At 62.2% G+C, this 23040-nt stretch carries 22 protein-coding genes; 11 read left to right on the top strand and 11 right to left on the bottom strand.

The features are described 5' to 3' along the window. The first annotated feature begins 40 nt into the window (after positions 1 to 40). On the top strand, positions 41 to 1741 hold the full coding sequence (locus FA90_RS23185) for a thiamine pyrophosphate-binding protein (RefSeq protein ID WP_036172999.1): 1701 nt from the start codon (positions 41 to 43) through the stop codon (positions 1739 to 1741). Between the two features lie 9 nt (positions 1742 to 1750). On the opposite strand, the gene FA90_RS23180 is transcribed toward FA90_RS23185, so the two are convergent. Then, the gene (locus FA90_RS23180; RefSeq protein ID WP_036172996.1) at positions 1751 to 1954 is read right to left on the bottom strand and encodes a hypothetical protein; all 204 of its coding nucleotides are present in this window, start codon (positions 1952 to 1954) and stop codon (positions 1751 to 1753) included. 241 nt (positions 1955 to 2195) lie between these two features. Between FA90_RS23180 and ftsY the strand changes: the two genes are divergently transcribed. From ftsY to ftsX, 3 genes are read left to right on the top strand one after another with little or no spacing between them, the layout of a single operon-like run. Beyond that, complete coding sequence (gene ftsY / locus FA90_RS23175) at positions 2196 to 3419, top strand: signal recognition particle-docking protein FtsY (protein ID WP_036172995.1); 1224 nt, start codon at positions 2196 to 2198, stop codon at positions 3417 to 3419. Between the two features lie 25 nt (positions 3420 to 3444). Continuing rightward, positions 3445 to 4143, top strand: a complete 699-nt coding sequence (locus FA90_RS23170) for a cell division ATP-binding protein FtsE (protein ID WP_051972033.1) — start codon at positions 3445 to 3447, stop codon at positions 4141 to 4143. Continuing rightward, entirely contained in the window at positions 4140 to 5063 is a 924-nt protein-coding gene (gene ftsX / locus FA90_RS23165; protein ID WP_036172992.1) for a permease-like cell division protein FtsX, read from the top strand. The genes FA90_RS23170 and ftsX overlap by 4 nt, the downstream gene beginning before the upstream one ends. Positions 5064 to 5118: 55 nt before the next feature. Here the strand turns inward: ftsX and FA90_RS23160 are convergent, their stop codons facing one another. Next, entirely contained in the window at positions 5119 to 6642 is a 1524-nt protein-coding gene (locus FA90_RS23160) for an aldehyde dehydrogenase family protein (RefSeq protein ID WP_036172989.1), read from the bottom strand. A 691-nt stretch (positions 6643 to 7333) separates the two neighbouring features. On the opposite strand from FA90_RS23160, the gene rpoH reads away from it, so the two are divergent. Continuing rightward, the gene (rpoH, locus tag FA90_RS23155; protein WP_036172986.1) at positions 7334 to 8224 is read left to right on the top strand and encodes an RNA polymerase sigma factor RpoH; all 891 of its coding nucleotides are present in this window, start codon (positions 7334 to 7336) and stop codon (positions 8222 to 8224) included. Between the two features lie 168 nt (positions 8225 to 8392). Then, on the top strand, positions 8393 to 8524 hold the full coding sequence (locus FA90_RS27555; protein ID WP_275041321.1) for a hypothetical protein: 132 nt from the start codon (positions 8393 to 8395) through the stop codon (positions 8522 to 8524). Between the two features lie 255 nt (positions 8525 to 8779). On the opposite strand, the gene FA90_RS23150 is transcribed toward FA90_RS27555, so the two are convergent. After that, positions 8780 to 9667 carry a dienelactone hydrolase family protein gene (locus tag FA90_RS23150; RefSeq protein ID WP_036172983.1) on the bottom strand — a complete coding sequence of 296 codons (888 nt, stop codon included), beginning with the start codon at positions 9665 to 9667 and terminating at the stop codon, positions 8780 to 8782. 113 nt (positions 9668 to 9780) lie between these two features. Here FA90_RS23150 and FA90_RS25285 point away from each other — a divergent pair, with 113 nt between their 5' ends. Next, positions 9781 to 10260 carry a hypothetical protein gene (locus FA90_RS25285; RefSeq protein WP_156116817.1) on the top strand — a complete coding sequence of 160 codons (480 nt, stop codon included), beginning with the start codon at positions 9781 to 9783 and terminating at the stop codon, positions 10258 to 10260. Beyond that, the gene (gene ggt / locus FA90_RS23140) at positions 10257 to 12002 is read left to right on the top strand and encodes a gamma-glutamyltransferase (protein WP_036172979.1); all 1746 of its coding nucleotides are present in this window, start codon (positions 10257 to 10259) and stop codon (positions 12000 to 12002) included. Before FA90_RS25285 ends, ggt begins: the two co-directional genes overlap by 4 nt. 50 nt (positions 12003 to 12052) lie before the next feature. Here ggt and FA90_RS23135 read toward each other — a convergent pair whose 3' ends face one another. The 8 genes from FA90_RS23135 to FA90_RS23110 all read right to left on the bottom strand — a co-directional run bounded on the left by FA90_RS23135 (position 12053) and on the right by FA90_RS23110 (position 19958). Next, a complete protein-coding gene (locus FA90_RS23135; RefSeq protein ID WP_036172976.1) occupies positions 12053 to 14194 on the bottom strand; it encodes a peptidase domain-containing ABC transporter in 2142 nt (713 codons plus the stop codon). A gap of 64 nt (positions 14195 to 14258) precedes the next feature. After that, on the bottom strand, positions 14259 to 15458 hold the full coding sequence (locus FA90_RS23130) for an HlyD family secretion protein (RefSeq protein WP_239700920.1): 1200 nt from the start codon (positions 15456 to 15458) through the stop codon (positions 14259 to 14261). 715 nt (positions 15459 to 16173) lie between these two features. Next, a complete protein-coding gene (locus tag FA90_RS26695) occupies positions 16174 to 16311 on the bottom strand; it encodes a hypothetical protein (protein ID WP_156116816.1) in 138 nt (45 codons plus the stop codon). 53 nt (positions 16312 to 16364) lie between these two features. Beyond that, a complete protein-coding gene (locus FA90_RS26690) occupies positions 16365 to 16502 on the bottom strand; it encodes a hypothetical protein (RefSeq protein ID WP_156116815.1) in 138 nt (45 codons plus the stop codon). Positions 16503 to 16923: 421 nt separating this feature from the next. Further along, complete coding sequence (locus FA90_RS23125; RefSeq protein WP_036172973.1) at positions 16924 to 17508, bottom strand: TerD family protein; 585 nt, start codon at positions 17506 to 17508, stop codon at positions 16924 to 16926. A 19-nt stretch (positions 17509 to 17527) separates the two neighbouring features. Continuing rightward, positions 17528 to 18223 (bottom strand): TIGR00266 family protein, encoded by a 696-nt coding sequence (locus FA90_RS23120; RefSeq protein WP_036172969.1) that lies wholly within the window; start codon positions 18221 to 18223, stop codon positions 17528 to 17530. Between the two features lie 13 nt (positions 18224 to 18236). Next, positions 18237 to 18812: a TerD family protein gene (locus FA90_RS23115; RefSeq protein ID WP_036172966.1), complete on the bottom strand. Its 576-nt coding sequence runs from the start codon at positions 18810 to 18812 to the stop codon at positions 18237 to 18239. Between the two features lie 75 nt (positions 18813 to 18887). Next, positions 18888 to 19958 (bottom strand): DUF475 domain-containing protein, encoded by a 1071-nt coding sequence (locus tag FA90_RS23110; protein ID WP_036172963.1) that lies wholly within the window; start codon positions 19956 to 19958, stop codon positions 18888 to 18890. A 145-nt stretch (positions 19959 to 20103) separates the two neighbouring features. Between FA90_RS23110 and nhaR the strand changes: the two genes are divergently transcribed. From nhaR to FA90_RS23095, 3 genes are all read left to right on the top strand, one after another. Then, positions 20104 to 21009, top strand: a complete 906-nt coding sequence (nhaR, locus tag FA90_RS23105) for a transcriptional activator NhaR (RefSeq protein WP_036172959.1) — start codon at positions 20104 to 20106, stop codon at positions 21007 to 21009. A gap of 62 nt (positions 21010 to 21071) precedes the next feature. After that, entirely contained in the window at positions 21072 to 22418 is a 1347-nt protein-coding gene (locus FA90_RS23100) for a hemolysin family protein (protein WP_036172955.1), read from the top strand. A 103-nt stretch (positions 22419 to 22521) separates the two neighbouring features. Beyond that, the gene (locus tag FA90_RS23095) at positions 22522 to 23013 is read left to right on the top strand and encodes a nuclear transport factor 2 family protein (RefSeq protein ID WP_036172952.1); all 492 of its coding nucleotides are present in this window, start codon (positions 22522 to 22524) and stop codon (positions 23011 to 23013) included. Positions 23014 to 23040: the final 27 nt, after the last annotated feature.

Here is a 23040-nt window from a genome sequence, read left to right as displayed (position 1 = left end):
TAGAATTGAGCGATGCTTCTTCGATAAGGACACCCTCTCCATGACGCACCCCTCCCGCACCGGCGGCCAGATCCTGGTCGACGCCCTGCAAGTCCACGGCGTGGACATCGCCTTCGGCGTGCCCGGCGAAAGCTACCTGGACGTGCTCGACGCCCTGCACGACTCGAACATCCGCTTCGTCATCAACCGCCAGGAGGGCGGTGCCGCGTTCATGTCCGAGGCCTACGGCAAGCTCACCGGCAAGCCCGGCATCTGCTTCGTCACGCGCGGCCCCGGGGCGACCAACGCCTCGATCGGCGTGCACACGGCATTTCAGGACTCCACGCCGATGATCCTGTTCATCGGCCAGGTCGGGGGCGACTTCATGGACCGCGAAGCTTTCCAGGAGATCGACTACCGCCGCATGTACGGCCAGATGGCCAAGTGGGTGGCGCAGATCGACCGCGCCGAGCGCATCCCCGAATACCTGGCGCGCGCGTTCCAGGTCGCCACCAGCGGCCGGCCGGGGCCGGTGGTGCTGGCGCTGCCGGAGGACATGCTGGTGTCCAGGGCCGAAGTGGCCGACACCCGGCGCTACCAGCCGGTGCAAGCCTCGCCTTCCGCGGCGCAGGTCGACACCTTGCGGGCCATGCTGGCCGCGAGCAAAAAGCCGCTGCTGCTGCTGGGCGGCGGCACCTGGACCGAGCAGGCCTGCGCCGACGTCCAGCGCTTCGCCGAAGCCAACGCGCTGCCGGTCGCCTGCGCTTTCCGCTTCCAGGACCTGCTCGACAACGACCACCCGCACTACGTCGGCGACGTGGGCATCGGCATCAATCCGAAGCTGGCCGCGCGCGTGAAGGACGCCGACCTGATCATCGCCTTCGGTCCGCGCCTGGGCGAGATGACCACCGGCGGCTACTCGCTGCTGGCCGCGCCGGTGCCGCGGCAGACCCTGGTGCACATCCACCCCGATCCGCAGGAGCTGGGCAGCGTCTACCAGGCCGAGCTGATGATCGCCGGCGGCGCGCCGCAAGCCGCCCGGATGCTGGCGGCGATGGAGCCGGTCGATGCTTCCGCTTGGCGTCATACGGTCGAGGAAGCCAAGGCCGAGCTGCGCGCCTGGCAGGAGCAGCCGCCGATTTTCAAAGATGGCGCGGCGCCGCTGGACCTCTGGCAGCTGGTGCAGGAATTGCAGTCCGCCCTGCCCCACGACACCATCGTCACCAACGGCGCCGGCAATTACGCCACCTGGGCGCACCGCTTCTGGCGCTACGGCGGCATGCGCACCCAGCTGGCCCCGACCAGCGGCGCGATGGGCTACGGCGTGCCGGCCGGCGTCGCCGCCAAGATCGTCGACCCGGCCCGCAGCGTGGTGACGTTCGCCGGCGACGGCGAATTCATGATGACCGGCCAGGAGCTGGCCACCGCCGTGCAGTACGGCGCCGGCGTGATCTTCATCGTCTTCAACAACGGCATGTTCGGCACGATCCGCATGCACCAGGAGCGCGAGTATCCGGGCCGGGTCTCGGGCACCGGGTTGCACAATCCGGATTTCGCGGCGCTGGCCCGGGCCTACGGCGGCCAGGGTGAAGTGGTCGAAGCCACCGCCGACTTCGCACCCGCGCTCGCGCGCGCGATCGCGTACACGCGCGCGCATTCGCTGCCGGCGCTGATCGAGCTGCGCTACGACGGCAACCTGATCACGCCGAACGCGACGCTGGAGACGATCCGCGCGAATGCGCAGGCGGCAAAGAAGGCCTGAGCAGCGGCATCAGAGACCCAGCGACCCGTCCAGTCCCAGCTCCGCCGGCCACGGCGCCGGCGTGTCGGACGCGCTGAACGGCCCGCCCGACGGGTGGGTCAGGAACAGCGCGACCAGCATGATGAAGAGCCAGACGACGATGTTGCGCAGCGAGGCCGCACCGGCGCTCGCGGCGTCGCCGGTCAGCAGCCGCTTGAAGAACCTGGAGATCATGGCGTCCCTTTCAGTTTCTTGATATAGGCACAATCTAACCCAGCGCTCGCCATGATTGAGCAAGCGGTGTCGCCAAGTTCCATGATGCGATGCATTCTCGCCACGAAATCGCTGAGCTGACGCAGGCATGCGCTCAGCGGTGTCGCGTCCGCCGCAGTGGCCCGCTCTGGTAGAATACGCGCGACCCTTTTTGGTATGTCCGCCCCGGCGGGCGCCGCACGCAGTTCCTCCCCACGACACCATGTTTAGTTTTTTCAAAAAGAAAAAGCCTGAAGCCGAGACCCCGGCGCAGCCGACGCCGGCCGATGCCGCCGCGTTGGCGCCGGCAGCCCCCGAGGCCGAGGCGCCCGCTCAGCCCGGTTTTCTGCAACGCCTGTTCGGCAGCAACGGTACGCCCGCCTTCGCGCCGGACGATGCCGCCGCGCCGGAAGCCGCAGCACAAGCCGAAGCCCAGGCCGCCGCCGGCGCCGAACTCGACGCCGAACTCCCGGCCGAATCGATCGGCACCGCCTACGAAGGCCAGCTGTTCCCCGAAACCGCCGAACGCCCGGTCAATCCGGCCGAAGCCAAGCGCTCCTGGATGTCGCGCCTGAAGGCCGGCCTGGCCAAGACCTCGAACAACCTGTCGCTGCTGTTCGTCGGCGCGCGCATCGACGAAGACCTGTACGAAGAACTCGAAGGCGCCCTGCTGATGTCGGACGCCGGCATGGACGCGACCCAGTACCTGCTCGACAACCTGCGCCGCAAGGTCAAGGAAGACAAGCTGCTCGAGCCGGCCGCGGTCAAGGCCGCCCTCAAGACCCTGATGGTCGACCTGCTGCGCCCGCTGGAAAAGCCGCTGGAGCTGGGCCGCCATGCGCCGCTGGTGATGATGATCGCGGGCGTCAACGGCGCCGGCAAGACCACCACCATCGGCAAGCTGGCCAAGCACATGCAGCGCTTCGATCAGTCGGTGCTGCTGGCCGCCGGCGACACCTTCCGCGCCGCCGCGCGCGAGCAGCTGATGGTCTGGGGCCAGCGCAACAACGTCACGGTGATCTCGCAGGCGTCGGGCGACCCGGCCGCGGTCGCGTTCGACGCGGTCCAGTCGGGCAAGGCGCGCGGCGTCGACGTGGTCATGGTCGATACCGCCGGCCGCCTGCCGACCCAGCTGCACCTGATGGAAGAGCTCAAGAAGATCAAGCGCGTCATCGGCAAGGGCATGGAAGACGCGCCGCACGAAGTCCTGCTGGTCATCGACGGCAACACCGGCCAGAACGCGCTGGCGCAGGTCAAGGCCTTCGACGATGCGCTGCAGCTGACCGGCCTGGTGATCACCAAGCTGGACGGCACCGCCAAGGGCGGCATCCTGGCCGCGATCGCGCGCACCCGTCCGGTGCCGGTGTACTTCATCGGCGTCGGCGAAAAGCTGGACGACCTGCAGCCCTTCAGCGCCGACGAGTTCGCCGAAGCGCTGCTCGGTTAAGCTGCGGAGCCCATCGACCGTGCCCATGATCGAATTCCAGTCCGTCTCGAAAAAGTATTCGGCCGACGCGCTCGCCCTGCAGGATGTCTCGCTGAACATCGGCAAGGGCGAGCTGGTCTACCTGGCCGGCCCGTCCGGCGCCGGCAAGTCCACGCTGATGAAGATGGTGGCCGCGATCGAGCGCCCGACCTCGGGCCGCGTGATCGTCAACGGCCAGGACATCGGCCGCATCAAGAAGGCCGGCGTGCCCTTCCTGCGCCGTAACCTCGGCCTGATCTTCCAGCACCAGCGCCTGCTGAACGACCGCAGCCTGCTGGCCAACGTGATGCTGCCGCTGATCGTCACCGGCTCGCCCAAGGGGCAGGCCGAGGGGCGCGCCCGCGCCGCGCTGGACAAGGTCGGCCTGCTCGAGCGCGCGGGCGCCCTGCCGGTGGAACTGTCGGGCGGCGAGCAGCAGCGCGTGGCGATCGCGCGCGCGATCGTCAACCGTCCGCAGATCATCCTGGCCGACGAGCCGACCGCCAACCTCGACCGCGCCGCGGCCGACCGCGTGCTCGACGCGCTGCGCGCGTTCCACTCGGTCGGCGTGACCTGCGTGATCTCGACCCATGACGACTTCGTACTGGGCTCGTCGAACGCACGCGTGATCCGCCTCGAACATGGGGCGCTGGTGGCCGATGCGATCGGCGACGTCGCCGGCCATGCCGCGGGAGGCCAAGCATGAACGTCTGGTTCCGCCAGCATCGCTTCGCCCTCGGCGCGGCCTTCGGCCAGGTGCGCAAGACGCCCGGCAGTTTCCTGTTCAACGTGCTGGTGGTGGCGGTGGCGCTGGCGCTGCCCTTCGCCGGCGTGACCCTGCTGGAGAACGTGCGGCCGCTGTCGCAGGAGCTGTCGGTCGACCCCGAAATCAGCCTGTTCATGAAGCAGGACGCGACGCGCGACCAGGCCCAGGCCGTCGATCCGCAATTGCAGCGGATCCTGGCCGGCAGCCACGCCAAGGTCAGCTTCGTGCCGCGCGAGCAGGCGCTGGAAAACCTGCGCGCCAAGAGCGGCCTGACCGACGTGCTGGAGACGCTGGGCGACAACCCGCTGCCGGACAGCTACGTGATGAAGCTGGACGGCTTCGCCAACAGCGGCGCCGACGCCGAGCGCGTCGACGGCCTGGCCGAGCAGATGCGCGCGCTGCCGGGCGTCGACTCGGTGCAGGTCGACTCGGCCTGGGTCAAGCGCCTGGCGGCGCTGCTGAACGTGCTGCGCATGGCGCTGCTGCTGCTGGCGCTGACGCTGGGCGTGGTGGTGATCGCGGTGGTGTTCAACACGATCCGCCTGCAGGTGCTGACCCAGCGCGAGGAAATCGCCGTGTCGAAGCTGCTGGGCGCGACCAACGACTTCATCCACCGTCCGTTTTACTATACCGGCGCCCTGCTCGGCCTGTGCGCCGGCGCGGTGGCGCTGGGCGCGGTAACGCTCGCGCTGCGTCCGCTCAATACCGCCATCGCCGAATTCGCACGCCTGTACGCGTCCGAGTTCCAGCTGGCGCCGCTGCCGCCGCTCGGCCTGGCCGCCCTGCTGGCGATCAGCGCCGGCCTCGGGCTGGCCGGCGCCATGCTGTCGGTGCAGCGCCACCTGGCGCGGCTGAAGTAATGAAGTCAGGGACCGGCGCCGCCCGGACGGGGCACCGGCCATCCCTCCAGCGGCCTTAGCCGCCCACGCTTTCCGACGTCCCCGGGCTCAGGATGCGCGCGTCGAACGGATAAGGACGCGGCGCGTGCTGCAGCGTGACCCACTGGTCGGTGGTGAAGGCCTCGACCGCCCAACGGCCGTTGAAGCGGCCGATGCCGCTGTTCTTCTCGCCACCGAAGGGGCTGAACGGCAAGTCGTTCACCGGCTGGTCGTTGACGTGCGCCATGCCGGCCTGGATCGAGCGCGCGAAGCGCACGCCTTTTTCCAGGTCGCGCGTGAACACCGCCGAGGACAGGCCGTAATCGGTGTCGTTGGCGATGCGCAGCGCCTCGTCGGCATTCGCTGCGCGGATCACCGGCGCGACCGGCCCGAAGATCTCGCGCCGGTACAGCGCGCCTTCCGGCTCGACGTCGGCGAAGACGTGCGGCGGCATCAGCAGTCCCTGCGCCTCGCCGCCGGCCATCTCGCGGTAGCCGGCGCCGCGCGCCAGGGCGATCGTCTCCTGCACGCTTTTCAGCTGGTCGCGATTGATGATCGGACCGATGAAGGTTTCGGGATCGTCCGGACCATTCATCTTGAGCCCTTTCACGCGGGCGGCGTAGCGGTCGACGAACTCGTCGTAGATCGGCGCTTCGACGATCAGGCGGTTCGAGATCATGCAGATCTGGCCCTGGTGCAGGAACTTGCCGAACACGGCGGCATCGACCGCCAGATCAAGGTCGGCATCGGCCAGCACCACCAGCGGGCTGTCGCCGCCGAGCTCCAGTTCGAGACGCTTGATGATCGCGGCCTCGTAGGCGATCTTGCCGATCCCCCGTCCGACCGGCGTCGAGCCGGTGAACGAAATCACGCGCGGCGCCGGATGCTTGACGAAGGCATCGCCGATCTCGCCGCCCGAACCCGGGATGACGTTCAGGATGCCCGGCGGCAGGCCGGCTTCCTCGAACATCTTGGCGAACAGCAGGCCGCCGGTGATCGGGGTGTCCGATGCCGGCTTGAGCACCACGGCATTGCCGACCGCCATGGCCGGCGCCACCGAACGGGCCGACAACTGGAACGGCCAGTTCCACGGCGAAATCACGCCGACCACGCCCACCGGCTTGCGGTAGACGCGGCTTTCCTTGCCGACGGTGTCGTTGGGCAGGATCTTGCCTTCGACCATATACGGCAGCGACGCCGCCTCGAGCATGACGCCCTGCACCGACTTCCACTCGAGCGCCGCCTTGAGCAGGGTGCCCCCGGCTTCGCGCACGATCCAGCCGATGATCTCTTCGCGGCGCTGGTCCATGATCTGGGCGACCTTGGCGAACACCTGTGCACGTTCCGATGGCAGCTTGGCCGCCCATGCGGGCTGGGCGCGGGTGGCGGCATCGTAGGCGGCGTTCAGGTCGGCTTCGTTGGCCTGGGCGACCTCGCCGATCGGCTGTTCGGTCCAGGGGTTCAGATTCGGCCTGGGCTTGGACCCGCCGGCTTTCCAGCGGCCATCGATGAACAGCGTATCGAAATTCTGGTATTCGCGTGCTTCGGCATTCTTGCTCATTGCATTATTCCTTCACGATGATGTGCTTTGAATTCCGCAGGCCAAACCTCTGGTAAATACGTTGCGCATACCGTCCCGGTGGCCTGCCTGGATCATGAACGTAGCATAGGCATGGAATCTCGCGCGTCCGGCTGCCGCAGCGCAGCAATAAGGAAACCCGCGTCTTGGGGGGCGTTGTCGTCGGTGCCGAGGGGGAATCGGCGCATCGCGCCGAGGAACGTCATGGAGCAGATTGCCGGTGTCCGCAATGAACTCGGACCTTGGAACGCCTTGTGTTTTTGTGAACTCTTCCGCTGTTCGCCAGTCAAGTCCACGGCGGACGCAAGGCATCGGCCTACATGTCTAGGTGCGCCAGTTCACAGACCTCTGTAACTTGCAGGCATAACCTATCTTCTACCGATTTCAAACGTTTCAAGCCCCGCGTTTGATTTAAATCAGCTGCATCACAGTGCCACCTCTACAGTTGAACCGATCCGTTTTCGATTCCTGTAAGCAACACTTTAACGAAACTTAAGGACGTCAGCGGAAATATGGTGGCGGCTAGCACTCACCTCAAGAGAGTGCTAATATCTTGTCCGTACACGACGGGTTTGGCTATTGAAAGCATCCCGTCCGCATCCCATAATCGCCGCGCCTCCGGGGCAGCCTTTATGGCATTGACGATGCAGCAGCTTTTTACGAGGGAGTGAACATGTCCGCACAATCCGCATTGGTACCTACCGGCAGCCGTGCTCTTGGACTGGGTTTCAACGGCAATCTCGGCAATATCGACGCTTATATCTCCGCGGTGAACCGCCTGCCGATGCTGACCCACGAGGAAGAGATCTCGCTGGCGAAGCGGCTGCGCGACGACAACGATCTGGACGCCGCGCAAAAGATGGTGATGTCCCACCTGCGCCTGGTGGTGTCGATCGCACGCGGCTACCTGGGCTATGGCCTGCCGCACGCCGACCTGATCCAGGAAGGCAACATCGGCCTGATGAAGGCAGTCAAGCGCTTCGACCCGAACCAGGGCGTACGCCTGGTGTCCTACGCGATGCACTGGATCAAGGCCGAGATGCACGAATACATCTTGAAGAACTGGCGTCTGGTCAAGGTCGCGACGACCAAAGCCCAGCGCAAACTGTTCTTCAACCTGCGCAGCAACAAGCAGGGCCTGGACGCTATGTCGCCGCAGCAAGTCGACGACCTGGCCAAGATGCTCGACGTCAAGCGCGAAGAAGTGATCGAGATGGAAACGCGCCTGTCGGGCCGCGACATCGCGCTGGAAGCGCCGACCGACGACGAAGACGACAAGTTCTCGCCGATCGCTTACCTGTCGTCGGACCAGCAGGAACCGACCAAGGTGCTGGAAGCCGAAGAAGTGGTGCGCCTGCAGTCGGAAGGCCTGGAAACGGCCCTGGGCAAGCTGGACCCGCGCTCGCGCCGCATCGTGGAAGCGCGCTGGCTGGCCAACGACGACGGCTCGGGCGCCACGCTGCACACGCTGGCCGAGGAGTTCGGCGTGTCGGCAGAGCGTATCCGCCAGATCGAAACCGCAGCACTGAAAAAGATGAAAACGGCGCTGGCCGCTTACGTCTGATTCCTTACCGCAGCATCAGGAAAGCGCCTTCGGGCGCTTTTTTTTGGTCACTTATGCAGTGACAATATGCGTATTTACGAGCTTGCCGATCTGATACCCTAGCGGACTCATCAATCACAAGTCGACGTACATGACACACTTTCTTTCTATCTGATCGAAATCATCGGTTTGGTGCTGCTGGCGGTGGGCTATCGCAAGACCAACCGCAACCTGCTGCTGGCGGCGGCGCTTATGATGTGGCTCGGCGCAGGCTTGAACGACTTTACCCAAGGCTTCGTGGACGGTGTCAGCCGCGCGTGATTCGCCTCTGATTTAGCGCAACACGAAAAAAGGCGCCTCCGGGGCGCCTTTTCTTTCGGTGCACCGATCCGGCGATCGATCGACGTCTTTCCTCCAGCCCGTAGGCACGATGGTGCATGCGACCCGGGTTTTCACGCCCGATGATTCGCCGCGCGCCGGGCGCAATACCGCGCTGATGTGCGCCAGCGCCGCGTGCGCTGCAGCTGCAGTTGCAGTATCGCTCGACTTCCGAGGCCGGCATGCATGCCCGCCGGCTCAGCTGCCCAGCTTGTCCTTGAAGAACGCAACCGTGCGGCTCCACGCCAGCTTGGCCGCCGCTTCGTCGAAGCGCGGGGTGGTGTCGTTGTTGAAACCGTGCTGCGCGTCGGCGTAGACGAAATGCTGGTAGTCGACGTGGTTGGCCTTGAGCGCGGCCTCGTACGCCGGCCAGCCGGCCAGGATGCGCTCGTCCTTGCCGGCGTCGTGCAACTGCAGCGGCGCGTGGATGTGCGCCACCTCGGCCGCTGCCGGCTGCATGCCGTAAAAGGCCACCGCCGCGCCCAGATCCGGCAATTGCGTGGCGAGATAGTTGGCGATGCCGCCGCCGTAGCAAAAGCCCACCACCCCGACCTTGCCATTCGCCTGCGGCAGCGTCTTGAGCAGCTGGGCCGCGGCGACGAAATCGGCGCGCGTCTTGGCCTGGTCGAGCTTGGGGAACAGCTCGCGCGCCTTGTCCTCGTCGCCGGGGTAGCCGCCGAGCGGGAACAGCGCGTCCGGCGCGAACGCGATGAAGCCGTCCAGCGCCAGGCGGCGCGCGATGTCCTCGATGTGCGGGTTCAGGCCGCGGTTCTCGTGCACCACCAGGATCGCCGGCAGCTTGCCCTTGGCGCTGGCCGGCATCGCCAGGTAGCCGCGCAGCTTGCCGTAGCCTTGCGGCGACGGGAATTCCTGGTAACGCGTGGTCAAGCGCGCATCCGACGGCGCCACCACCGGCGCGGCGAACGACGGCGACAATTGCGCCAGCAGCGTGGCCGCGCTCGCGCCGCCCACGGCATAGCGGCCGGCGCGGGACAGGAAGTCGCGCCGCGACAGGCGTCCGTGGACGTAGCCGTCGAACAGTTTCAGGACTTCGGGATCGAAATCCTCGGAGGTCAAGCGCGTCATCCGGGTCTCCTGGTGAGTTGACAAGTGCTCAACAGGATACGCCATCCGGAGCGCGAATTGTGCAGGCGTCGCGTTTTGATACTATTTGCTTAATGCAAATGTCCGAATGCTCCATGATGCCATCGCGGTTCCCGCCTCGTCCCCTTGCCATCGCGGCCGCCTTCACCATGGCAGCCGGTGTCGCCCTGGGCGGCTGCGCGGTCAACCCGATCCGCGACGGCGTCTATCCGCTCCAGCCCGAACAGAGCGTGACCCTGGCGCCGGGCACCACGCTCACCTACGACAGCTTCAGCGACAGCCGCTGCCCGGCCAACACCCAGTGCATCTGGGCCGGACGGCTGATCCTGCGCTTCATCGTCGATGGCCCGGGCGGGCGCGAAGAGTTCAGCCTCGGTCCCGACCAGGCCGTGGCGGCGCCCAACGCGCTGCACGGCGCGCGCGTGTCGCTCGACGTGCGCGCGCTCCCGCCCGCGCGCGCGGGCGCAGGCGCGCACGCGGCCGACCCGCTGGCCGTCACGCTCAGGATCAGCCAGGCCGGCGCGCCGGCTTCCGCGTCCACTGTCCCTTTCACTTCCACACCACCCCGACCATGACCACCCACGTCAAACCCCTGCTGCTGGCGATCGCGCTGGCGTGCCCCGCCGCCTTCGCCGCGCCGCCGGTCGCCACCGGCACCGGCGGCGCCGTCGCCACCATCAGCGAAAAGGCCTCGCAATCGGCGCTCGCCATCCTCAACAAGGGCGGCAACGCCATCGACGCCACCGTGGCGGCGGCCGCGACGCTGGGCGTCACCGATCCGTTCAGCTGCGGCATCGGCGGCGGCGGCTTCATGGTGATCTACCTGGCCAAGGACAAGCGCGTGGTCACGATCGACCACCGCGAGACCGCGCCGAATTCGTTCACGCCGGCCGTGTTCCAGGAAAACGGCAAGCCGATCGACTTCGACACCGCGGTCGCCAGCGGCGCGTCGGTGGGCGTGCCGGGCACGGTGCGCGGCTGGCACGAGGCGCTCGAGCGCTACGGCACGATGTCGTTCAAGCAGGTGCTGGCGCCGGCCATTCAGGTCGCGACCAAGGGCTATCCGGTCACGCCGACGCTGCACGGCCTGATGGTCGAGAACGAAAAGAAGTTCAGCCTGTTCGGCAGCACCAGCCAGCTGTATCTCAAGAATGGCCGGGCGCTCCCGGTCGGGACGATCGTCAGGAATCCGGACCTGGCCAAGGCCTACCGCGAACTGGCCACGCGCGGCTACAAGGCGTTTTATGAAGGCCCGATGGCGCAGGCCGTGGTCGACGCGGTCAACCGCCCACCGCTGGTCGCGGGCGCCTCGGTGCGCGCCGGCGGCATGACGCTGGCCGACCTGTCCAACTACGAGGTGCGCATCCGCCAGCCGGTGCATTCGACCTACCGCGGCTACGATTTGTACGGCATGGCGCAGCCCAGCAGCGGCGGCGTGACGGTGGCAGAAGCGCTCAACATCCTCGAGGGCTACGACCTGAAGTCGATGCCGCGCGCGAATGCCGAGCACCTCTACCTGGAAGCCAGCCGCCTCGCTTTTGCCGACCGCAACGCCTTCCTCGGCGACCCGGAATACGTCGACGCGCCGGTCGACGGCATCCTGTCGAAGCAGTTCGCGGCCCAGCGCCGCTCGCTGATCAACCCGAACCGCGCCGCGCCCAAGATCGTCCCGGCCGGCGACGCCTTTTTATACGAGAACGACCAGAGCTTCCCGCTGCGCCCGATGCAGAACCAGATCATGCGCGAGGGCGTGCACACGACCCACCTGACGGTGTCGGACAAGGAAGGCAATATCGTGTCGTACACCTTCACCATCGAATCCTGGGGCGGCAGCGGGATCGTGGTGCCGGGCTACGGCTTCCTGCTGAATAACGAGATGACCGACTTCGACTTCAGCGGCCCGGCCCCCAACATTCCGGAAGCCGGCAAGCGCCCGCGCTCGTCGATGGCGCCGACCATCGCCTTCAAGGACGGCAAGCCGGCCTTCACCATCGGCAGCCCGGGCGGCGCGACCATCATCACGACCGTGCTGCAGACCATCGTCAACTACCTCGACTTCGGCATGCCGATGAACGAGGCGATCGACGCGCCGCGCCTGTCCGAGCGCAACGAGGCCGCGACCGAGGTCGAAGCCGGCTTCACCGGCAGCGCGCAAGCCAAGGCGCTGGAAGCGTTTGGGCACAAGTGGACGGTCAGCCCGGAAGAGATCGGCGCGGCGAACGCCATCGTGTTCAACCCGGACGGCACGGTGACGGCGGTCAGCGAAGGCAAGCGGCATGGCACCGGGACGGCGCTGGTGCAGAAGAAGGGGTACTGAGTGGGCATTGAAGCAAGCAGCGGCGGCACCCGACCGGCTCAGGACTCAATTCATGCTGTAACCGGAGCCTGCTTTAGCAAAACGGTGTCCTGCATCACTGCGCCTTGGTGTAAGACAATAACGCGCTGAGCCATGGCAATCGTTTCGGGCCGATGGGCCACTATGATGCGGGTTAAAGGCAACTGCTTGATCGCCGTGTTAACTGCTTGTTCATTGTGTATGTCTAGATGACTTGTTGCTTCATCGAGGACAAGTAGCTTGGGTTTTCTATATAGTGCTCGCGCAAGTAGAACGCGCTGCATCTGACCTCCCGACAAGCCAGAACCGATATCACCGATCAGCGTGTTGTACCCCATTGGCATCATGACGATATCAGCATGTACTGAAGCAAGCTGGGCGCATGCCTCAATACCGGCTTGGTTGCGGGACGGGTCAAAAAAGCAGATGTTGTCACCGACCGACCCTGAAAACAAGGCGTCGTCCTGCATTACCGTACCGATCATTTTGCGATAGTTCGACAATCCGAGATGTCCGATCTCGATTCCGCCAATCAAGATATTTCCTTCACTGGGCTCAACCAATCCCAGCAGCAACTTCATGAGGGTAGTTTTGCCACAACCTGAATGTCCCGTGATTGCAATGGACTGTCCAGCCGGAATAGTAAGATTGAGCTGCTTGAGCACGTAGGGTTCACCATCGGCGTACCGGAACGATACATTTCGGAATTCGATGGAAGGAGTAATCCCTTCCATGTCGATTTCTGCATCTTGGACATCCTGTTCAGGTTCGGTCATTAGAATATCTGCGAGGCGCTCGCCGTGCAGCTTCATCATGCGAAACTCAAACAACTTATCAACGAGGCTCGCTGTCCGCTGGCTGAACTGGTCTTTATAGCTGATAAAAGCAAATAACATCCCGACAGAAAACTGATTGTCCAGTACGGCGAGTGCAGCGAGCCAGATGACGATGATTCGCTCTGCACTAATCAAAAATGTGTTTGCTGTCTGGTATGAAACTGCCAATTTCGAAATGTGCAGATCGGCATTGAACTGATCGGCGAGGATATTCATCCAGCCAGCACGCCGTTCTTCAGCGCGGTCGAACAGGCGCACGCTTTGCACTCCTCGCACGGATTCAAGGAAGTGGGTCTGTTGCTTAGCCGCATGGATGATCTGCTCGGCAGTAGCTGCACGCAAAGACCGAAAAATCAACCAGCGCAATAAGACGTACAATCCAATCGCAGCACAGGCGACACTCGCCAATTTTACGCTATAAAAAAGCATCATGCCTAGCGTTCCAACTGCCAACACGCCGTCTATCACGCCTTCGATGAATTGCGTGGTGATTCCACGTTGAATGGTCTGGATAGAACTAAAGCGTGAAACTATATCGCCGCTATGCCGATTTGCGAAGTAAGACAGCGGAAGTTTCATTAAGTGAGTGAAGGCATTTCCGAACCACTGAAAGTTCAGACTAGTGGACAAAATAGTCGTCACCCACGAGCGCACGGCGCCGATTGCCGTCTGCACAGTCACCAAGGCCAAAAAACCCAGTCCGAGTACGGTAACAAGATCGCGGTCGGATGTCACTAGGGCTTCGTCGGCAATCCATTGCAGGTAAAAAGGGGCCACTAATAGACAGATCTGCAGCGCCAGACCTAAAAGCAGAATCTGACCCAAGCCCTGCCGCAGGCCGGCAACTCGACCCATAAGCGACCGCATGGAAAATTTTGCGGTCTCCTGTTGTTTCTTAAAAGCGCCCGTTGGCGATAGCTCAAGTGCGACGCCAGTGAAATGATTTGCAAAATCATCCAGCAGAAGTTTACGCTCGCCAACTGCTGGATCATGGATGATAGCATTATTTGCCGACACCGATTTCAAGACAACGAAATGGTTGAGATCCCAGTGCAAGACGCATGGCAACTTGAGGTCTGGTAGATGCTGCATGTCCAGCTTCAACGGACGTGTGCTCAGCGATAAGCCCTGCGCCATAGCGATGATACTTTTTAGTGTGACCCCCTTGAGAGAAACCGAATATCTTCTGCGCATGTTGGCAATATCGATTTGGTGCCCCCAATAACTGGCAACCATGCTGAGACAGGCCAAGCCGCATTCGGCTGCCTCGGTCTGAAGCAATACTGGCAAACGATTGGAGCGCCAGAAAGTTAGATGAGGCGAAGCTTGAAATTTCATTGGTCTTTTACAAAAAAAATGTATTTCGGCGTGTTGCCAGAGCTAGGCAGATTCAGTAAAAAAATTACATACGTCCAGAGATACTGAATATCGGCTCAAGGACCCATTCGTACAGGTGGCGACGCTCTAACAAAACGCTTGCATCCACCAGCATTCCCGACCTGAGTGGCATTTCCTGGCCGTATGCCTTTATCGTTTGCTTGTTTAGCTTCAAACGGATCCGATACAAGGGTTCGGCCACGCTACCGCTTGGCAGGGTCGCTCCAGGAAGAGCCATCTCGTCTGGACGCAATGACGTATTTGCGACCTCGGTGATGATGGCGGTATGCTGCCCAAACTTTTGATAAGGATAGGCTTGGTAACGCAGCAATACCTGCATGCCGGGCTTGACGAATCCTATAGAGCGCGACGGCGCGTAGATCTCCGCCTCCAAGGCAGCATCCAAGGGCAATACGGACGCAATAGCCTGGCCGCTCGACACAGTTTGCCCCTCTTCCGCAGTAATGGCCGTAACTACACCGGACTGGGGACTGCGAATCAAAATCTCGCGACGCGCTTCGCTATCGGTCAAGTCTTGTGCAACAGTTGAAATATTGCGCTGTAGTGCAGCCGCATCACGTTTGGATTGGATATTCAGATCACGCAATTCGGCATTCGCTGCGTCGAAGTCTCGCTGAGTGGCGGTTTTAGTACGGAAAAAGTCACTCAAGCGTTGGCGTTGGTCCAGCAACTCTGCCTGCTTATCCTGGGCCTGGGCTGAAGAAATATAGTGAGATGCCTGCAAATCGCTGTAGCGCTGCCACGACTGTTCTGAGAGTACCACACGCTGTTTCTGGAGTGCAATCTGCTCGTTGAGTCTATCCAAGTCCGAGGTTATGTCGGTCATTTTCTTGCGTAATGCATCCGCACGTTGGTATGCCTGCATTTCCAGCTGCTTTAGCTCGTCGCGGTAGCTGTCACGACGGGTCTTGAGCAAGGCCGAAATCGTCTTTTGGGCATCGCCAGCCGCCGCGCTGCGATCGCTACTTAACACGAACAATACATCTCCAGCTGAAATATGCTGACCTTCCTTTACCCGTCTGAACTTGACGGTACCAGTCTGTATCGGAACGATTCTAATGACACCTGCAGAAGGCAGCAGAACACCTTGGCACTGGGCTTTTCTGGTAGTAGAAAAACTATAGAAGAATGCCACAATGCTTACGGCGATTGCGACAAACAGCCACGTCAGCACTCGGAAGCTCACCGGCTGCGCAAGGCTCACGGATCCATACTGGCGAATACCTGCGCGCTCAACGGCTTGTTTCCGAAACAGGGGACGGGAACTGGAGGAAACACGGGGGGGAAAGCTCGTCACTTGAAGGTCAACCTTGTACACAAAAAACAATCAACTTCTTGCCGACTGATACTTACGAAAAGATGGTCGCCATCCAGGAATGGATCCATCTATTTCTGCCTCGCCAGATTGCTTAATTTAAAAGAAACTTGCCAGAATTAACGCAATAATATTATGAAAAAAATGAAGCGCAGCTGTTATTGCGAACGCATAGCGCCATGACAACTTGGAGCATGTCAGATAACATATACCTAAAACAGTCCCACCAGATAATCCATTTAATAAAGGTAACGGGCTGAAGGATAGCGAAATATGTGCCAATACGAACGGAGCGATCACGATAGCCATACAACGCCAACCCACTAAACCTTTCCGAGCACAAAATCGTACTGGTATATGTTGCAATATCAGCGTCTCAAATAAAGGAGCATAAACAAGTGCAAGAAAATATTTTATATAACCCAACTGGTCAATTAAGCCTGGCCTGTCGTCAGGAAATAAGTACGATGCAACAAATGGAATTGTTGATGCAAGCAGCAGCAAAATAAAGAAGAGCGGCCGGCTTTTCTGATGTAAACGGAAGAAAAAATTTTCCAAATTGCGATCAACCCGGCACAAGGCCGGGCTCTTCTACTCAAAATTATTACTTCTGAGCGCCAGCATCCCAGCCAGCACTAAAACCGCGAACGAAATCGGTAATTTGGTCAGCCACCCAAACCAGATCTTTCGGACCTAAAGCACCGGAGACCTCATCCATTTCCTGCATTGTCATTTCTTGCATTTAACTTCCCTTTTTATTAAAAACTAAAATTTCCGACATAAAAGGGAGCGGTATCAACCGCCACCCGACCATGCCCACTCGTCATCAGCAACTCGACTCGCGGAAATCACATATCCGATCGCGTAGCCAACGTAATACATGATACCGGCACCGGAAATCTCTTCGATTTCCTGCAGATTCAGCTCTTGCATTCCAACTCCGTTTGCTTTGATTGTTAAGAACTAGCAAATAAATAGACGAATCTTTCATCCATTCAGTCTGCACCGCAGTGCGATTTAAACCGTGACGCACCGAAGTGAATGGAGTATTGACGCAAAAACTGAAGCAGTCAAGAAAAAAATGTATCTATTTATAAATAGTATTTTCTTAAGTGACAAGTAGTGAGATTTGCTTTACTACATAGCAAAAACAGTGAATTTTTCGACGCAATAATTAATTAAGTTATAATCCATTTTAGCAAAATCTATCAAATTCTAACTAAAAAGAAGTTTTGCCCGCAAGAGGAATCAGACCGCCCACGCCAGAGGAACGCGTTTGTCGTCCCATCACCAAATAAAAAAAGCGCCTTTTGAAAGGCGCTTTTTAGAAAGCTGAAAATATCTGCGTCTGCAGTCACAGGTGCGGCAGGATCTGCGGCAGCAGCTCGTCGATGGTGCGGCCGCTGCCGTTCTCGCCGATCGCGTGCATCTTCCATTCGCCGTTATGGCGGTACAGCTTGGCCATGATCTGGGCCGTGTGCGAACTCTGCACCGACAAATCGTAGCGCGCGACTTCGCGCTTGGAAGCGGTATCGACCAGGCGGCAGAAAGCGTTCGCCACCTGCGCGAAGTTCTGGCCGGTGAAGCTGTTCACCGTGAACACCAGCGACTTGACGTGCTCCGGCACGCGATTCAGTTCGACGACGATCTGCTCGTCGTCGCCATCGCCGGCGCCGGTGCGGTTGTCGCCGGTGTGCGTGATGCTGCCGTCACGGCTTTTCAGCTGGCGGAACCAGACCACATCGACCGGGCGGTTGCTGTCGTCGAACAGCACGCAGGACGCGTCCAGGTCGATCGAATCGCCCTTGCCGCCGCCAAAACCGAGGAAGCCGCGCTTCTGCGCGACGTCCCAGCCCAGGCCCATGGTGACGCGCGACAGCGCGCCGCCGGCTTCCTTCTCGAGCGAGATCTTCTGCCCTTTGGTGAGATTGACTGCCATGATGATGTACTCCTAAAAATTAGCCCTTCGGCGATTGCATCCAGGCCTTGAAGGCGTCGCGGTTGCGCGAGCAGACGAACACCTTGCCGCGCCCGGAAAAGCGCAGCACCATGCCTTCGCCGCTGGTCTGGCTGTTGATCAGGTTGCCCAGGAAGCCGCCGCTGGTCCCGGTGGTGATCGAGATTTCATAGCGGAGCAGGCTGTCCCAGGCGACCACGTGGGCGTTGTCGATGATCGCGTCCTTGCCCGGCTCGACGTCCAGCATGTGCATCGAGCCGAAGCCGGACACCACGACCTGGCCCTGGCCGCCCGTCTCGGTGACGAAAAAGCCGCCGCTCTGCGCGAACAGCGCGTTGCCCAGGCTCTGGGTGCGCACGCGCAAATCGATGCCGCTGGTGGCCGCGACGAACGCGCCGTCGCTGATGATGTACTGGCTCGGGCCACAGTCGACCACCTGCATCGCGCCGGGCAGCGTGGGCGACAGCAGGCAATCGCCGTCGCCTCGCGTGGCCTCGATGTGCTGCTGGAAGAAGGACTCGCCGTTGGCGAAGGTGCGCATCAGCGCGCTGCCCAGGCCGCCCTTCATCTTGCCCTTCAGGTCGAGCGTGGCTTCCATCATCACCATCGCGTCGGACTCGCAGTAGATGGTTTCGCCCTGCTTCAATGCGACGTGCAGGAAGGGGTCGATGTCCCCGGTCACAGTAAATCTAGGCATCGCGCTTCCTCGCTCAGACGTTCACGCCGTAGTTCTTGGCCAGGGGCCCCAGGCCGCCCTGGAAGCCCTGGCCGACGGCGCGGAACTTCCAGTCGGCGCCGTTGCGGTAGACCTCGCCGAAGATCATCGCCGCTTCGGTCGACGAATCTTCCGACAGGTCGTAGCGTGCGATCTCGCTGCCGTTGGCGCCGTTCACGCAACGCACGAAGGCCTTGGCGACCTGGCCGAAGTTCTGGCGGCGCGCGTCGGCTTCGTGGATCGTCACCGCGAAGGCGATGCGCTCGACGTCGGCCGGCACCTTCGACAAGTCGATGTTGACGGTCTCGTCGTCGCCTTCGCCGGCGCCGGTGCGGTTGTCGCCCGAGTGCTCGACCGAACCGTCGGTCGAACGCAGGTTGTTGTAGAAGATGAAGTCGCCGTCGCCGCGGACCTTGCCGCTCGCGTTCAGCATGAACACGACGCCGTCGAGATCGAACGCCGCGCCGTCGGTGGAGCGCACGTCCCAGCCAAGGCCGACCTGCAGCTTGGTGAGACCCGGCGCTTCTTTGGACAGGTTGACGTTGCCGCCTTTTTGCAGGCTGATTGCCATGGTGATTCTCCTTTTACGATGCTTCGTGGTTGTACAACGAGTTTGTTTGTTTCACTGCTTGCTTCATTGTCTGCTTCATTCAGCGTGGGCGACGGCCTTGGCATGTCCGCCCAGCGCTTCCTGCTTCTTGCGATACCGGATCGACGACCAGACCGAGGCGCCGATGAAGGCCACGCCCGCCAGGCCGGTGACCAGCTCAGGCACGTGGAACTTCATGCTGGCCAACATGATCAGGGCCAGGATGCCGATGGCGTAGTGCGCGCCGTGCTCCAGGTAGACGAACTGGTCGAGCGTGCCCTTCTCCACCAGGTACACCGTCAGCGAGCGCACGAACATCGCGCCGATCGCCAGGCCCAGCATGATGATCACGACGTCGTTGGTGATCGCAAACGCGCCGATCACGCCGTCGAAGCTGAACGACGCATCCAGCACTTCCAGGTACAGGAAACCGCCGATACCGCCTTTCACGACCATGTTGCCGACGCCTTCCGCGCCCGCTTCCGACTTTTCCAGCAGGTTCGACAGCACGTCGACGCCGACGTAGACCAGGATGCCCCACAAGCCCGACATCAGGACCACCATCTTCTGCGCTTCGGTCACCAGGCCGAGGCTGGCCATCAGCGTGCCCAGCGCGACCATCACCGAGATCGACGAAGTCTTGCCGAACGACGCCAACTTCTCTTCGACGTTGCCGAGCCAGTGGTGTTCCTTCTCGTCGTCGAACAGGAAGTTGAGGAAGACCAGCAGCAGGAACATGCCGCCGAACGCCGCCACTTCAGCGTGGTGGTTGGTCAGGTGCATCGAGTACTGCTTCGGATCCTGCAAGGCCATGTGCCAGACGTCGATCATGCCGATGTCGGCCGCCACCGCGACGATCACCAGCGGGAACAGCAGGCGCATGCCGAACACGGCGATGATGATGCCGACGCCCAGGAACAGCTTCTTCCAGAACGGGCTCCAAGTCTTGAGCACGGAGGCGTTGACCACCGCGTTGTCGAACGAGAGCGAGACTTCCATCACCGCCAGGATGGCGGCGACGCCGATGCCGGTCAGTGCGCCGGCGATGCCCGCGTGTTCGTAGCCCCACCAGGCCGACAATGCCAGGCAAAGCGCGGTGACGATGAACGACACTCTAAAATGTTTCATTTGCAGCACCCCTGTATTTATATGAGTCTTTGCGCGATACGATGGCGCGATTGACAGGGAAGCAGTCTAAAGCTGTGCGCCTGAAGTAAAAAGCGCAGATAATATGAGAGTTACTTCGGTAAAACCTCAGTATTTGACATCAGGTATGAAAAACGAAATCAATTTCCGTCATCTGTACTACTTCTGGGTGGTGGCCAAGGAAGGCGGCATCACGCGCGCGGCCGAGCGCCTGGGCCTGGCGGTGCAGACCGTCAGCGCCCAGCTGACCCTGCTCGAGCAGTCGCTCGGCAAGACCCTGTTCGCGCAGCAGGGCCGGCGCCTGGTGCTGACCGAGGCCGGGCGCCTGGCGCTGAGCTACGCCGACCAGATCTTCCTGCTGGGCGAACAGATGCAGGAAGCGCTGCACGAGGCCGACAGCGGGCGCCTGCGCCTGACGGTCGGCATCTCGGATTCGCTGCCCAAGCTGTCGGCCTACCGCATGCTGGAAGCGGCCACGCAGATGAACCGTCCGGTGCGCCTGGTCTGCTACGAAGACCAGTTCGAGGCGCTGCTGGCCGACCTCGCCCTGCACAAGCTGGACGTGGTGCTGACCGACCGCGAAGTGCGTGCGGGCGGCACGATGAAGGTGTTCAGCCACCGCCTGTTCGACAGCGAGCTGGTGGTGGTGGGCGCGCCGGCGCTGGCCGAGGTTTACCGCGAAGGCTTCCCGAACAACCTGAACAGCGCGCCGTTCCTGCTGCCGACACGTAATAATGCCCTGCGCGGCAAGATCGACGAATGGTTCGTGCAGCACGGCGTGCGGCCCGACGTGGTCGGCGAGTTCGAGGACAATGCACTGGTCAGCACCTTCGGGCGGCGCGGCCTCGGCCTGTTCTTCGCCCCGGCCACGCTGGCGCCCGACGTGGCCGAGCAGTTCGGCGCGGCGCAGGTGGGCGTCGCGGCCGGCGTGCGCGAACAGTTCTACATGATCTCGAACGACCGCAAGATCCAGCATCCGGCCGTCGAGGCGATGCTGGCGGCGGCGCAGGATGGGATGGCTGCGGCCGGCTGAGCGCTACAATAAAGATTCCGCCGCCCGGCCTTTGCCGGGAGGACGTAACCAACTAAGACGATATGCATAATGTTCTCCTCGTCGTTCTCGCGCTGCTGCTGGTGGTGCTGAACGGCTTTTTCGTGGCGGCCGAATTCGGCATCGTCACGCTGCGCAAGACGCGCGTGCGCGCGATCGCCAAGACCGCCGGCCTGCGCGGGCGCATCCTGGCCAAGGTCCACGGCCAGCTCGACGCTTACCTGTCGGCCTGCCAGCTCGGCATCACCCTCGCCTCGCTCGGCCTGGGCTGGGTCGGCGAGCCGGCCTTCGCCGCGCTGCTGGAGCCGGCCTTCGCCATCGTCGGCGTGACCAGCCCGCAGGTGATCCACGGCGTCTCGTTCGTGATCGCGTTCGGCGTGATCTCGTTCCTGCACATCGTGGTGGGCGAACTGGCGCCGAAGTCGCTGGCGATCCGCATCCCGGAAGCGATCGGCCTGTGGAGCGCGCTGCCGCTGTACGGCTTTTACTGGGCGATGTACCCGGCGATCTGGCTGCTCAACGCCAGCGCCAACCTGGTGCTGCGCATCGCCGGCCTGGCAGGCAGCGGCAGCCACGAGACGCATTATTCGAACGACGAGCTGAAGATGATCCTGCGTTCGAACACCAGCACGCGCGGCGAAAAATTCACCTACGACGAGCGCCACATCCTGGCCCAGTCGCTGGAGTTCTCGCAGCACTCGGTGTCCGACCTGATGCGCCCGATTAACGAGGTCAGCGCGCTGTACGCCAGCCGCACGCTCGAGCAGAACCTCGACACGATGCGCCGCAACCGCTTCTCGCGCTACCCCTACTTCGACGCGGACGGCGAGGAAGTGCTGGGCGTGATCCACCTGAAGGACCTGTTCTTCGCAAGCCAGGCCGGCAAGGACACCACCGACCTCACCGAATACCTGCGCCCGGTCGAGATGATTTCCGCGCGCACGCCCGCGATCGAGCTGTTCCGGCGCTTCCGCAGCGGCGCGCCGCACTTCGCGCTGATCGGCGAAAAGGGCAAGCGCCCGGTCGGCTTCATCACGCTCGACAACCTGCTCGGCGCCATCGTCGGCGAGATCCGCGACGAATTCCGCCTCAACGAAAACGACTGGATGAAGCAGACCGACGGCACCTTCATCGGCAAGGCCAGCCTGCCGATCGTCTCGCTCGAGCGGGTGCTCGGCATCGACATCGACAACGAGGAAATGGGGCTGGACGAAGTCGAATCGGTGGGCGGCCTCCTGATGGCCAAGCTGGGCGACATCCCGAAGCAGGGGCAGCGCATCGAGTTTCCGAAGTTCGACGTGGTGGTGCGCAAGACCAACGGGCCGCGCATCCTGCTGGTGAAGGTGATTCCGCAGCTTTCGCGCGGGGATGAGGAAGACGATCGGGATTGAGGGCACCGCTTCATCGCATGGCGCGCACGGCCCACCGCATTGTGATGGCGACGCGCGCCCGGCCTGCGTACCGTGATCGCACCCATCACGCCGGAGACATCCCATGCGCCCACTCGCCGCCCTCGCCCTCGCCTGCACGCTCTGCCTGAGCACCCCTGTTCACCCAGCCGACGCGCCTAATCACGACGCCGACGTCGCCGCCATCAACAAGATTGTCGCGCAGTTCAAGACCGCCGTCATCGCGCACGACGGCAAGACGCTCGGCAGCCTGTTTTTACAGGACCACGACAGCTGGCTGGAGGTGGCCGACGCCAAGACCTGGGCCGATGTCAAGACCAGGCATCCCGACGCACCCAAGGTGATGCATTCGAGCTGGAAGCAGTTCGCCAACGACGTGCAAGCCGGCTCCAAGCCGATCGAGGAGCGCTTCTACAACGTGCGCATCGAGACCAACGGCGCGGTCGCCTCGGTCTGGTTCGATTTTGATTTCCTCGCCGACGGCAAGCTGAATAACCGCGGCAGCGAGAGCTGGCAACTGGTGCGTGCCGAAGACGGCTGGAAAATCAGCTCGATGCTGTATTCGATCGGCCGCTGACGCGCTAGAATCGAAAGATTCCAAACA

Source organism: Massilia sp. 9096, from assembly GCF_000745265.1.
Lineage (GTDB): Bacteria > Pseudomonadota > Gammaproteobacteria > Burkholderiales > Burkholderiaceae_D > Telluria.
This window is presented reverse-complemented; position numbering and strand designations above follow the sequence as displayed.